8 protein-coding genes are annotated in these 13,742 nt (G+C 44.3%); 2 read left to right on the top strand and 6 right to left on the bottom strand.

Translation table 11 applies throughout. The features are described 5' to 3' along the window. Position 1 precedes the first annotated feature (1 nt). From ACSX1A_RS07040 to hemF, 3 genes are read right to left on the bottom strand one after another with little or no spacing between them, the layout of a single operon-like run. The gene (locus tag ACSX1A_RS07040; protein ID WP_439882914.1) at positions 2-2,377 is read right to left on the bottom strand and encodes a TonB-dependent receptor; all 2,376 of its coding nucleotides are present in this window, start codon (positions 2,375-2,377) and stop codon (positions 2-4) included. 51 nt (positions 2,378-2,428) lie between these two features. Then, positions 2,429-3,004: a phosphatase PAP2 family protein gene (locus ACSX1A_RS07045; RefSeq protein WP_439882915.1), complete on the bottom strand. Its 576-nt coding sequence runs from the start codon at positions 3,002-3,004 to the stop codon at positions 2,429-2,431. A gap of 1 nt (position 3,005) precedes the next feature. After that, positions 3,006-3,905: an oxygen-dependent coproporphyrinogen oxidase gene (hemF, locus tag ACSX1A_RS07050; RefSeq protein WP_439882916.1), complete on the bottom strand. Its 900-nt coding sequence runs from the start codon at positions 3,903-3,905 to the stop codon at positions 3,006-3,008. A gap of 257 nt (positions 3,906-4,162) precedes the next feature. Here hemF and ACSX1A_RS07055 point away from each other — a divergent pair, with 257 nt between their 5' ends. Continuing rightward, the gene (locus ACSX1A_RS07055; RefSeq protein ID WP_439882917.1) at positions 4,163-6,241 is read left to right on the top strand and encodes an alpha-ketoacid dehydrogenase subunit alpha/beta; all 2,079 of its coding nucleotides are present in this window, start codon (positions 4,163-4,165) and stop codon (positions 6,239-6,241) included. A 97-nt stretch (positions 6,242-6,338) separates the two neighbouring features. On the opposite strand, the gene ACSX1A_RS07060 is transcribed toward ACSX1A_RS07055, so the two are convergent. Next, a complete protein-coding gene (locus ACSX1A_RS07060) occupies positions 6,339-8,807 on the bottom strand; it encodes a T9SS type A sorting domain-containing protein (protein WP_439882918.1) in 2,469 nt (822 codons plus the stop codon). A 548-nt stretch (positions 8,808-9,355) separates the two neighbouring features. After that, positions 9,356-11,782 (bottom strand): BamA/TamA family outer membrane protein, encoded by a 2,427-nt coding sequence (locus tag ACSX1A_RS07065; RefSeq protein WP_439882919.1) that lies wholly within the window; start codon positions 11,780-11,782, stop codon positions 9,356-9,358. 14 nt (positions 11,783-11,796) lie between these two features. On the opposite strand from ACSX1A_RS07065, the gene ACSX1A_RS07070 reads away from it, so the two are divergent. Continuing rightward, positions 11,797-12,543 (top strand): TrmH family RNA methyltransferase, encoded by a 747-nt coding sequence (locus ACSX1A_RS07070; RefSeq protein WP_439882920.1) that lies wholly within the window; start codon positions 11,797-11,799, stop codon positions 12,541-12,543. A gap of 61 nt (positions 12,544-12,604) precedes the next feature. On the opposite strand, the gene ACSX1A_RS07075 is transcribed toward ACSX1A_RS07070, so the two are convergent. Beyond that, positions 12,605-13,735, bottom strand: a complete 1,131-nt coding sequence (locus ACSX1A_RS07075) for an outer membrane beta-barrel protein (protein ID WP_439882921.1) — start codon at positions 13,733-13,735, stop codon at positions 12,605-12,607. Positions 13,736-13,742 lie beyond the last annotated feature (7 nt).

Raw genomic sequence — 13,742 nt, forward strand, 5'->3', positions numbered from 1 at the left:
ATTATTTCCAGCTGAAGTTCCAGGTTACCGAGGGTAGAGGAAAAGGTATGATAGAGACTTTTTTAGCCTGCAGGGTCGTTTGCCCACTATACGGCAATCCTTCATTATCAATGTAATACAGGAAGGGGTTACGCCGCCCATACACATTATAAATGGAGAAGGTCCAGCTTGAGTTTAAGTTCTTTCGCTTCCTGGCTTCTAAGGTCGCAGCAAGGTCAAGGCGGTGTGTTGGCTCCATTCTAAAACTGTTCCTGTCCCCATACTGGTAAACCACGTTGCCCTCTATGGCATACCTCCTTTGCGGTAAGGTGGTAGCCTGCCCTGTACCATAAACAAAAGTGCCGCCAAAGGTCCATCGTTCATTTAATTTATAAGTTGCCACCACCGAAACATCATGCCGCCTGTCAAATCGGGCAGGAAAAGTTTCTCCATCGTTCAGTTCTGGAAAAGTGCGTGTGGTCCGGGATAGTGTATAGCCCAGCCAGCCTTGCAAGTCACCAAAATTCTTTCGTAAAAAGAGTTCAATTCCGTACGACAACCCGCTTCCGGAAACAAATTCATATTCCAGGTCGCGGTTACTAGGGCCAGGGGCAAAGCCTTCCCGGTATTCTAACTGGTTTTCCATGTCTTTGTAATACATTTCAACTGATCCTTCATACTGGTTATTTGCTATACTTTGAAAATACCCTACGGCAAACTGACTGGCTTTTTGAGGAGCTACGATGGCAGAACTTGGCACCCAGACATCAAGGGGCAACGTTGAATAGGCATTCGAAACTAAGTGCAGGTACTGCGCTGATCGCGAAAAAGCGGCTTTAACAGAAGCGTTTTTGTTAAGCTCAAACCGCAGGGAGAGGCGAGGCTCCAGCGTCTGAAACGCCTTTACTTTTTCTCCATCGCCGTAGCGGGTGGAATCCGTTACCATTTGATTTTCGTTGAACCGGTACAAGCTGAAAGGCCCTACCTGCATAAAATAACTGCTTCTTAAACCAATGCTCACCAGCAATTTATCCGTTACGTTCCAGTCATCAGAGAGGTAGAGAGCTGTTTCGTGTGCATATTTTGTTCGGATACGATCTGTTTTGAAATTCACTTCATCCAAACCTTCTGCCTGGCCAGTTCTGGGAAGTAGTTTATGGTAAGTATATTGAATGCCATATTCCAGGTGATGCCTAACATTTGGCGTAAAATCAAAATCCAGGTTAACAGAATAATCACGGACACCTGTTTGTAATAAAGTAGTATAACCTCCATACTCCCAGCTAAACTCGAAATTGTAATTGCTGAGAACAGCTGAAGCATTCATGAAATGGTTATCGCTGAAAAGGTGATTCCAGCGCAACGTAGCGTTACTGTTACCCCAAAAGAAGTCAGAAATAAAGCGGCCATCCGAAAGTTTAAGGCGACCAACATCACGACCATAATAGCCGCCTAGGTATAATCTGTCTTTGTTGTTCAGGGTATACGACAGCTTACCGTTCAAATCGTAAAAGTGATACGGCACGCCACCTTGTTCCGTATCTTTCAGAAAAGGATTCGTCAATACATCAATGTAAGTTCTCCTGCCAGACAGGATAAAAGAAGATTTTTCTTTTAGTACCGGCCCTTGCACCGTCAACCGGGATGCGATCAGGCCCACACCACCTTCTGCCTGATAATCAGCAGGATTGCCTTCTTTCATTCCAATGTCTAACACCGAAGATAATCGTCCGCCATAGCGGGCGGGCATATTGCCTTTGATAATTGTGGTGTTCTCAATGGCATCGCTGTTAAACACGGAGAAGAAATTAAACAAATGTCCGGGGTTATAAACAGTAGCTTTATCCAGGAGCACGAGATTCTGATCGGCTCCGCCACCTCGGACATAGAAACCGGTATTACCCTCGCCACCTGCTTGCACACCGGGTAGCAACTGAACAGTCTTCAGGATATCAGTTTCTCCAAATAGCACTGGCAGCGACTTGATGGTTTCAAGAGGGATTTCCAACTGGCCCATGGCGGCAGTTTCTGTAAGGGGAGGTTTTCGATTTGTTATTACCTGTACCTCCTGCACATCGTAGGCGGCCGGAGAGAGTCGAAAAATCAGCTGCCTGTTCTCGTTTAACAGTACGGACTGTTCCTGTGGCTTATAACCAATAGATTTGACAACAACCGTATAAATCCCCGCTGGTGCAACAAGTTTAAACATACCATCACTACCGGTAATGGCACCAATCGATTGCTTTTCCTGTAGGTAAACAGTTGCACCAGGCAATGCGGTCCCGGATTCCTGGTCCAATACGGTACCTGTAAGTATAACAGGGGACTGTGCTAAAGCTAAAACCTGTAGCAGGAGCAAAAGCAACGTTAAAAAGAAAGTATGAGTAGTGATTCGCAAACCTTTCGCTGTCGTGTGAATACAGGAAGAACAACAGCCTGTCTGAAAGGTTTAACGCACGAAGGAGGGGTATTTGTTCAACAGTATGGTATAGCCTAGCGAGCTCAAATATGCCAGAAACGAACCCAGTAAGGCGCCGCCAATAACATCACCCGGAAAATGTACCCCCAGGTAAATACGGCTGTAGGATACTACAACTGCCCAGGCTACCAATACTATTTTAAAAATAATGTATCGGTCTGACAAAATGAGATTTAGAAAAACCGCCAGAGCAAAGCTTGTAGAAGCATGAGAAGACATAAAGCCGAATTGGCCGCCACAGCCTTTCACCAGATTTACAAATTCAGCCAGCGAAGGGTCATGACAGGGCCGAAGCCGTAGGAAAAATGGCTTAAAGATACCGGAGGCCACAAAATCAGCCAGTCCGATCGCAACTATGGCCATTAACAGCATCAACACGCTTTGCCTGCGATAGCGCCATACCAGGTAAGCGATGATGCCCAGGTAAAAAGGGATCCAAACCAGCTTCTCTGAAACAAAAACCATCACCGTATCCCAGAAAGGACTTTGCATGTCGTTCAGGTAAACAAACAGCTCTTTGTCCAGTTGCTCCAGCACTTCAACCATATTAGTTAACGTTCAACCAATCAATGTCCTTTTTCAGGTACCGCTGTGTTTCCTCTTCCGGGCTACCAGGCTCAGGTGTAAAATTGTACTGCCAGGAGGCATGTGTTGGCAAGCTCATCAAAATAGACTCAATTCGCCCTTTGGTTAGTAGTCCGAATTTGGTGCCACGATCATACACAAGGTTAAATTCCACATACCTGCCGCGGCGCATCAGTTGCCACTGCTTCTCCTGTTCACCAAAAGGCAGATCACGGTTTTGATTGATCACGGAAGTATAAAAAGGTGCAAAAGCATAGGCCACATCCTGTACAAATGCGAAACGATCCTCCAGGCTTATCTCATCTGTAGCCATTAATCTGTCGAAGAAGATGCCACCAACGCCGCGTGTTTCCTCGCGATGCTCATTATAAAAGTAGTCGTCTGCCCATTTCTTAAATTCCGCGTAATAACTGGAGTGGTGTTTGTCGCAAACTGCCTTCATCTGTTCATGAAACGCTTTAGCCTGCTTCAGATCAACATAAATAGGAGTTAGGTCTATGCCTCCACCAAACCACGCCTGTCCGTTGCCAGCCTCAAAATACCGCACATTCATGTGCGTGATTGGCACCATGGGGCTGTGAGGGTGCATGACCACCGAAACACCGGTAGCAAAATAAGCCGGATCAGGCATCTGCAGCATTTTAAGGAATGCCGGAGAAAGTTCTCCCTGAACAGCCGAGAAATTTACGCCTCCTTTCTCAAGCACATTACCGCCTTCAATAACACGCGAAATGCCGCCGCCTCCGCTTTCGTGCTGCCATGAATCCGTTTTAAATGTGGCACCACCATCGCAGGTTTCCAGTGCCTGGCAAAGGTCTTTCTGAAACTGGCGCATGAACGCCTCTACTTTATCTCGAAACATTTTTTTAGTCAATCGAATTTAACCACAAGACACCGTACCTCTTGAGCGAGTATGCACGCTTATTATCTATAGAACTTATAAAAACAGGGTTCAATTTGCACTGCCAGATTACCTGCTACATAATAAATGATGCCTTTTAGCCTGCACCCTGTGCCTTTATGGTACAAAATTACCGAATAATGCCGGGAGTACCGAACATCTCAACAATTTTACTAAAAGGGGATTAATTCGTATTTTCGGGCAAAAGAAACGAATATATGTCAAAAGATACTTTGGAAGCAGTTAAGCTTGACCTCGACTTGCTTAAAAAAGCTTACCGACTAATGATAACTGCCAAAGCCATGGCAGACACCTACGAAGAAAATAAGGCTATTTGCAGTAAATATGTGCACAGTACATCCCGTGGACATGAGGCCATTCAATTGGCAGCCGCGTTACAGTTAAAGTCTTATGACTATGCCTCTTTGTACTACCGCGATGATTCTATTTTGCTGGGTATAGGCATGCAGCCCTATGAGCTGATGTTGCAGTTGATGGCAAAAGCAGATGACCCTTTTTCTGGTGGACGCACCTATTACGGACATCCATCGCTGAAGCGTGATGGTTTTCCAACTATTCCGCACCAAAGCTCTGCAACTGGTATGCAGGCAATTCCTGCGACGGGTATGGCGCACGGTATTGCTTACCTGGAAGGACAAGGACTACTGCAGGAGGATGAGAAACCGGTTGTGTTGTGCTCCCTGGGCGATGGTTCCGTAACCGAAGGTGAAGTGGCAGAGGCATTCCAGATGGCCGTACTGAAAGGGCTTCCGATTGTATACCTGGTGCAGGACAATGATTGGGGAATTTCAGCAACAGGCAAGGAAATGCGTGCAATGGATGCCTACGAGTATGCTGCCGGCTTTAAAGGGATAGAGCGCCTTCGGGTAAATGGCTCCGACTTTGAGGAGTCTTACGAGGGCATGCGTGTAGCTTTTGAATATGCACGCAAACTGCGACGTCCTATTCTGGTGCATGCAAGGGTTCCCTTGCTCGGCCACCACACTTCCGGTGTACGCCGTGAGTGGTACCGGGGAGATAACCTGAACCAGCATGCTGTTAATGACCCGATCCCTAAATTACGCCAGGTATTATTAGATGCTGATATCACACAGGATGAGATCGATCAGCTTGAAAAGGATGCTGTAAGCACAGTAGCTGCAGACTATCACCGTGCACTGGAGGCACCAAACCCGGAACCTGCTACCTTTAACCAGCATGAATTTGCACCTACTCCTGTTACAGAGGAAAAAGGGGAAAGGGCACCCGCGGGAGCTGAGAAATCCATAATGGTTGATGCAGCACTACATGCCGTGGATGATATACTTCGCACCTATCCAGAAGCGCTATTCTATGGCCAGGATGTAGGAGGGGAGTTAGGTGGTGTTTTCCGTGAGGCTGCTTTGCTGGCAAAAAAGTATGGGGATGCACGCGTATTTAACACACCGATCCAGGAGGCTTATATAGTGGGTTCCACTGCAGGCATGTCTGCAGTTGGGGCTAAAGCGATCGTAGAGATACAGTTTGCTGACTATATCTGGCCTGGTATTAACCAGTTGGTGGAAGAGCTTTCAAAAAGCTGTTATTTATCCAACGGCCAGTTTCCAATACAATCTGTCATAAGAGTGCCGATCGGGGCATACGGTGGCGGTGGGCCTTATCATTCCGGAAGTATAGAATCAACATTACTGAATATACGTGGTATAAAAGTAGTGTTCCCAAGCAACGCAGCCGATATGAAAGGCTTGATGAAAGCTGCTTTCCTGGATCCGAACCCGGTAGTTATGCTCGAGCATAAAGGCTTATACTGGTCTAAAGTTGCCGGAACAGAAGATGCCAAAACTGTTGAACCCGATGAGGATTATGTACTTCCGTTAGGCGTAGCTAATGTTGTTCAGCGGGCTGATGAGGAAGAAATGCAAATGGGCAACAGCATGACCGTGATCACTTATGGTATGGGTGTTTACTGGGCGAAGGCTGCATCAAAGCAATTCCCGGGCAGTGTGGAAATAGTTGATTTGCGCACGCTGAACCCACTGGACTATGATACTGTGCGTGCATCCGTCGAACGACATGGGAAAGCACTGGTACTTACAGAAGAGCCACTGATGAACTCATTTGCGGAGTCACTTGCCGGCCGGTTATCGAAAGACTGTTTCCAGAAGCTGGATGCACCTATCTATACCTTAGGAGCTGCTAATCTTCCTGCTATCCCACTGAATGTAGAGTTGGAAAAAATGATGCTGCCTAATCCAGAAAAAGTGTCTGCTGTTTTGGAAGAACTTTTAAACTACTAAGCCTTCCTTAAAATATTATAGAACTATAGCTTACTAAACCAAACAAGCCCCCGGTAAATCGGGGGCTTGTTTGGTTTAGTAAGCATTAATTTATTTTCTACTGCTTTAACAGCTGCACTACCTGTTCGTGGTTATTACCCTGTATCCGGATAAAATAAGCCCCTGCAGGAAGTGACTGTATATCTAAAACGCTTTCAGAACCACCTTCAACATGGTTAAGCTGCATTATGCAGCGGGCATACGTATCAAAAACTGATAGATCATACAAGCCTTGGGCCAGCATAGTCAGATCCAGGTTCACAAAATCTTTGGCCGGATTCGGATACACCTTTAGCTTAGCTGAAGTTGTATTTTTAGCCAGCACCTGAACAGACCTTATAATACTGAAATGTTGTGTCGCATCTTTATCTACCTGCTTCAGACGATAATATAGTACGCCAGTAGGTGCCTTAGTATCCAGAAAATTATACCTAATGTATTGCTGACTGTTTCCTTTTCCGGGAACACGGCCTATTTCAGTAAAATTTCTCCCATCAGTACTGCGCTCAACAGCAAAATAATCATTGTTTAGCTCCATGGCAGTCAGCCATTCCAGTTTTACTCCTCTGGTATCTGAAGAAGCATTAAAAGAACTCATCGTTACTGGCATGGGGCTTGGCAAAGGAGATACCTTGAGCGAAGTAGTTGAAGTGTTGTTAGCACTATTCGTATCTATTTGATCCGAAGATACCACAGCTGTTGTAGGCCAGGTACCCACTGTGGTGGCAATGGCTTTAAAAGTCATAACCTGTGATTCGCCTACAGCTAATGGTACCGACAAAGTCCATTTACCGGTTGAGCTATTGTAAGTTCCTACAGCAGGGCTTGCGCTAACAAAAGTGAATCCCTCATATACAGGATAATCTATCAGCACATATTTTGCAGCTGTGGGCCCGTTATTCTTAACTGTCACTGTAAAAAAGGCATAATCCCCTTCAAAATATGTTATTTGGGGCACCGTATTCGTCACCTCCAGATCCAGGGAACAATCATAAGTAAAAACAAGTGTTTCGTTTTTAGTATAAGTATAACCGTATGTCCAGGTGTTTACAGTATAACCATCTCCGTTATCAGCAGTAGCTCCCCATAAATGGGCGCCGGTGTTGGCATTTATACCATTAAGCTCTTGCTGCGTAGCCAACGGAAACTTACTTACAGGCAGCTTGCTGTCATCCCAGTACAGGAGGTCATTTACAGTGCTAGGTACGGGTCTGACATTCTCTGACTTAAAACCGGATGCATTTCCCTCGGCATCAAATACCGGAAAGTTCATAGGAGAGGTGTAGCTTTTATAGGAATAGTTGAGTGTAGTACCGCTTGGAACAATATTCCCGTATGAATCCCGGCCATTCCAGGTAAGTTTGTTTATGCCTGCTGCAAAGGTGTTTTCAATCTTTACATCGGCAGTATTTGTTTTATACCCATCCCCGTTCACATCAATCAACACCATAAAAGTAGAAGGTACGCCGGCATTGCTCGTAAATTCGATGGTCGGTTGTGCCCCATCGCAAATTGTACTGGCAGTGAAAGAAAAATTGGGGTCAGGAGCGCTTGGCCACATCTCCGGATCCGGGTTATTTACAAAGTTCAGATATTCAGAATAATCAGATTGCTCCAGTTGACTCTTTCGCCTTTCCTGAAAAGTAGTACCATACTTAGAAGAAGACCCGAACTGATTGGTTACAAACCTAAACCCAAAGGGGCGCATACCTGCCAGTGTGATTTTTTTAACGTAATAAGTGGTGCCGTCAAGTTGATTGGGGATAAGCGGGTAAAACGCAAATGTTTTAGATAAAACATTAGAAGATGCGCCTGCCGTAAATGACCACTGCTTGGAAAAAAGCCTACCCGGTTTTTCCAGCCTGTCAGTACCCACAACGGTTAGATCCCAGAGGTCGTACCAGCTTTTCTTTTGATCTGCGAGCATAGCTGCTTCACCCACCTGGGTAAATTCAAGGTAAAAGTCATTCGTTACACCTGTAGTATTTGTGTAGGCTAATGCGTTATACCCATTTGTTCTAACACCATAGTTCGGACCATTCTGAGCTTCTAATGGTGTGGCTATAACACCATATTGAGGAGTCCCTTTTCCATTTCCGATAGTAGGCAGCAAAGTACTATGATTTACACTGGTCTGATCACGAACAAGGGTAGTGGTTTGAACTACAGTGCCAGCACCAGATCCATACTTAAGGGTTAGTATCAGATCATTCTGTAACACATTTGCATTGGTAACTCTTCGTCTAACACCATAATATACAGTTTCACCCGGCTTTAACCTGACGTACATGCGGTAATCCTCTATAAAAGATGCACCTGTAACAGACCATGTATTTGGTTTAAGAAATCCGAAGGAAATGGTCTGGTTCCCGTTATCGTCGTGCTGCAGGTAACCAACAGTGGTATTCTCTTTGTCGGTGGTGGCGGCAGATGTAGTATAGGGTGTTAGTTGCTTTGAGCCTTCTCCAAAAGCCAATAAAGGCAGGAGCAGCCCTATGGAGTATAGGGTGAGTAAAATTTGTTTCATAGGGTGCGTAGAGTATGGGTAGTATATGCATTTTTAGTATTTATCAACTGATATTCACTGATGCATTACGGACAATTTCAACTGCACTATCTAACTCATTATCCTTCATAAACTTATATATATTTTTCAACATTAAAAAAGCCCTCCTGCAGCTAATTTTTAAGTTTTTTTTAAAAACGTCTATTTCATCTTAAAGAAAAGATGCACAAAAGCTTTAGTATATAGCTATATACCTGATAGTTATACCCATCATGTTTATTCAATAAATAATTTTTTAAAAAATCAGGGAGTTTAATAAATAACCTGGAATCGCGATTATTTAATATATTTAATATTTGTATAGTCCTATAAAACTATTCGTGTACAAACACTCTTTCAGGTTATTTGGTGCAATAAAGTATCGGCCGGTAAGCCTAAGCAGCAGGTTTAACATTGCTTGGAAAGAATGCTATAATAACTGACCGAGGAAAAAAATTACCACAATGCGGAGCTGGCAAGGCACAGTGCAGTTGCATTACATTTCAAACTGAGTCTGGAGGTAGGGGAGATCAGAAGGGATAACCAATTCCTATGTTAAGAGAGGTTTGGTTATTTCTTGTTAAAATTTGAGAAAACTTAAACTCGTCGAATACAAATCTACTGCCGCGTGCAGTAGGATCATATACTTTGGTGGCCAGGTCAAAACGAAGTACGACAACTGATAAGTCGAAACGAATGCCAAAACCTGTACCTACTGCAATTTCTTTGTAAAAGCGGTTAAAGGCAAAGTTAGCACCTGGTCTTCCGGCATCTTCTTTCAGCAGCCACACATTGCCTGCATCCACAAACAATGCTCCATTCAGGAAACTGAAAATATTAAAGCGGTATTCAGCACTGCCCTCCAGTAATACTTCGCCGGGTTGTTCACTGATAAAGTCCCTGATCGTGTCACCATCAACCGTTGTATAGGTGGCCGGAAAAGAACCTAATCCTAACCTCCTGGACTGCCAGGCACGCACACTGGAGGCACCTCCGGCAAAAAAGTGTTTATCATAGGGCAGTACATTGGAGCTAAAAAGCGGAGAAGCAACACCTGTGTTTAACCGGTAAGCAAAATAGCGTTGGTTGCCCAGTGGTATGTAACGCCTGTAATCCGGGTTTATCTTGCCATACTGGAAAGTACGTAAATTACCAATATTTACATCAAGCCCGAGCTGTTGGGTAATGCCACCAAGTTCAACCAGCGTACGGAAGTAGCGGGCATTCCTGGACTGTGTGAAGTCGTTGGTATTGTATATAAAATTGAAAGACATATAAGAGATAAAAGCACTTTTAAAGCTTTCTGCCAGTGATCTGCTTCCCCTGTTCAGGCTATCCTGCTCAAGCCTGTTCTGAAAAGCCTCTGAGATGCGCCCTACCTGAATAATGTTGATGTTAACAGGAGAGAAGATGTACTGCATGATGGGTGGCTGAAGGGGTGTACGGGCACGTTGCCAGATATAGTCCAGGCCAAGCTCATAATTAGTGCGCTGGTATTCGCGCCTGTCTTCGTTTGTGTAGCCAGTATAAAACCTTGTTCGTGGGCTGAAATCGGACAGCAGATTTTTATTGGTAAAAGGTACCAGGATAACCGGAAAAGAAAGGGCAACATTACCCCCAAACTCTTTAATGATCACCGTCTGGTCATCATCGGTAATTCCAATCTGAGCCTCATAGCCGCCCCGCAGGCCAATATCCAGGTTCTCGGCTCCGCTAAACACATTCCTGACTCTTAACCTGATCGAAGCGAAAGGCCCAGGCCTGCGCTCAGTAAAGTTCATACCTATTTCAGTGGTTTCTTGAAATTTTTTGGCCGGAATAGCATTGATATAAGCGTTAAGAAAGTAGGTAGAGTCTGTGCCTTGTATTTTTTTGTATTGAACATTATTAAACTGGAACACATCCAGGTTCGATAGCTTTCGTTGCGTTGTTGCGGTCCTGAGTTGGCTGTATGGCTGACCAGGATAGATGTCTACCTTCTTATCCAGTATCTCAGTAGAATATTTATGCCGGTAAGCAACATAATCTATCCCCTTAAAGCTGATAGTATCGCGGGGAATTCCGAACCTGTCCACATCCGTTTTAAAGTAAACATCTTTAATAGTATAAACGTTGTGTTCACCCTGGTCCGGACTCTGTATAATTGTTTGCACCTGTGCTGTGTGTGCTGAAAAGGAGGTGTCTACCTCGAACTCAATATAGGCACGTGCAAAATCATAATACCCCCTGTTTTTGAGCAAATTATATAATCTGTCTCTTTCCTGGCTCAGCTGTTCCTCATTATAGATCTGGCCAACCTGTAACAGCGACCTCCCTGCGTTTGCCTGTACAATATGAAGTATGGCTGTGTCAGGTATACTATAGCTCAGATCGGAGAAGCGATAGGGTATGTTCTCATCTATGTTGATGGTTACATACATCAGCTTATCTTTTTCTACGTCTTTTGTAAAGCTTGCCTCGTGATTAAAGTAACCGATAGAGTTAAGGTATATATCAATCTGATCCATGGTCCGGGCCATGGCAGTAGAATCATAAATTGCAGGCGGCTCACCAATTTGCATCAAAAAGTTACCTTCTTTTTTTTTCTCCTGTAACCGGTCTATACGGTTATCAAACTTTGTGCGTATTTTCTGGACTTTGGCAGAGTCAGTGCCTGCTTCTTCAATTTTAAGTTTGGCCTTTGCTCGCTGTGAATCTATTTTCTCCTGTATTTTTTGCGGGTCATAAAACTTTTTACCGAAGTTGTAAAGTGCCAGGTATGGAGCCGAGCCGAGCACTATGCGGTTAGGTTCTTGCTGGTAAAGTGCCTGTATAGCAGTAGGATCAACTTCTTTTAAGCCTTTGGGCTGAATGCTTACCAACAGCTTTTCATCCTCACCCAGATAGCGGGTAGGAATACAACCGTACAGGCCGAAAATTGTAATTACAAGGGCGTATATGTATACTCGTAGTCTCAAACGATTAACAAGCTATGTTGTCTAAAGCAGTTATAAAGTACATTAACTCGTTGCAAGTAAAAAAATACCGCAACCAACACCAAGCCTTTGTTGTGGAGGGTGCAAAAAGTGTTCTGGAATTGCTGCATTCAGACTTTGAGGTGCAACATTTATTTGTAACAGATTCATTTTACAGGGAGCATACAGCTATACTGGATAAAGGTTTTAACTATGAGATTGTTACAGAGCAGGACCTAATTAAAGCAGGCACCTTTGCAACTAACAACGCCGGATTAGCAGTAGCCGGCATGCGTCAGTTACCAAAGCTCCGGTTAAAGCCAACAGATCTGACTATTGCCCTGGATGATATCCGTGACCCGGGCAACCTTGGCACTATCATTCGGATAGCTGACTGGTACGGCATTGATACTGTTGTTTGTTCCGAAACATGTGCAGACTTTTATAATCCAAAGGTAATCGCAGCAACCATGGGTTCCTTTACCAGGGTAAAGGTATATTATCTTGATCTGCCTGCCTGGTTAAAAGAGCACACAAATGCATATGCAATTTATGGTGCCTCATTAGATGGTAAGAACCTGCACGCCATGCAACTAAAGCCGGAGGGTATAATTGTGCTGGGCAACGAGGCAAATGGCATTCGTAAAGAGGTTGCCCAACAAGTAAATCAACTCATTAAAATTCCTGCCTTCGGAAAAGCCGAGTCGTTGAATGTTGCCACGGCCACAGCTATTATTATTGACAACTTTATGCGAAATTCTTAGCAATAAAGAAGCGAGAGGCTTAAAAGCCCCTCGCTTACACTCACCTGATCACAAACAATTTTTAATTTAATAAGCGCAAACCAAAGCTGATCACGTTTGCCTGCGGACCGCGGTTATCCTTGAACAGGTCATTCATATTATACTTCACAAACAGGTCCAGACCACCATATCCAATTACGCCTTCCAGGCCATACTGAAATTCACTCAGGTTAAAATTATCGCGTGTCTTTTCTTTTTCAGAGCGACCATCCTCTTCAAACTTCAACTTGGTGTGGCTGCCCAGACGGTAACCTGCAAAACCACCTGCTCCAATCTTAAAGCCTTCTTTACCATTTTCCCGCTTAAATTTCAGCATTGGCATCAGAGGCAAATTCACAGAAGAATGTGTAAGCTTTGATTTATCAAAATTACGGTCTGAAGCTACTTCAAAGCTTGTGATGCTATTTACATCATTTACCAGAATGTTATCTTCGAACATATAGTTATTAAAAGCGAACTCTAAACCAGAAACCAGGTAAACAGGGCTTTTACGACCTCCTAACTGGGAGTTTAAGTGCAGGTTAAGGCTTACATACCGCGACCCTAGTGGCTTAAGATCAGGGATGGCGTTGCCTTCGGTATTTACAAAGTTGTTCAGGCCAAGGTCCACATCAAAGTTAAAACGAGTGGCTTTGTAGTGAGCTTCTTTATAAGCTGCTTTTGTACTGTCTCTCTCAGCCTTGTCCGGCACATTTACATTTACTTTCGTGTCGTCGCCGTCTTCCTCAATTTCAACATCTATTTTAAATGTCTTGTTGATTTTGATCTCGTGGTGTTCTACCTGCTTTTCTCCTTTTTTCTTAGGATCTTCCTGTACAGTTACTGTTACCTGTTCAGATTTACCGTCGGCTGCTTTCTCCTTGTTAAAGGTTACAACCATCTCTTTCGAGTCTTGGTTCGTGTTCTCCATCTGATCCACGCGGGCTACATAAAGGTTTATATCACGCATCAGGGAGTCGAGGCTGTAGTTCTGGAAAGCCTGAAGCTGTTGCATATTTTGTAGCTGAAGGATCAGTTTGGCGCCATTTGCCATCTTTACAACAATGGTGTCCTGGCCCGGGTTAAGTCGTTCTGCAAGGGTAGGACCGCCTTTGGCAGACACACCGGTAGCTGCGGCCATGAAAATGGCCATGATTAGTAGTACTCGTTTCATGGTTTTG

This window comes from Pontibacter sp. MBLB2868 (assembly GCF_051904785.1).
Classification (GTDB): domain Bacteria; phylum Bacteroidota; class Bacteroidia; order Cytophagales; family Hymenobacteraceae; genus Pontibacter.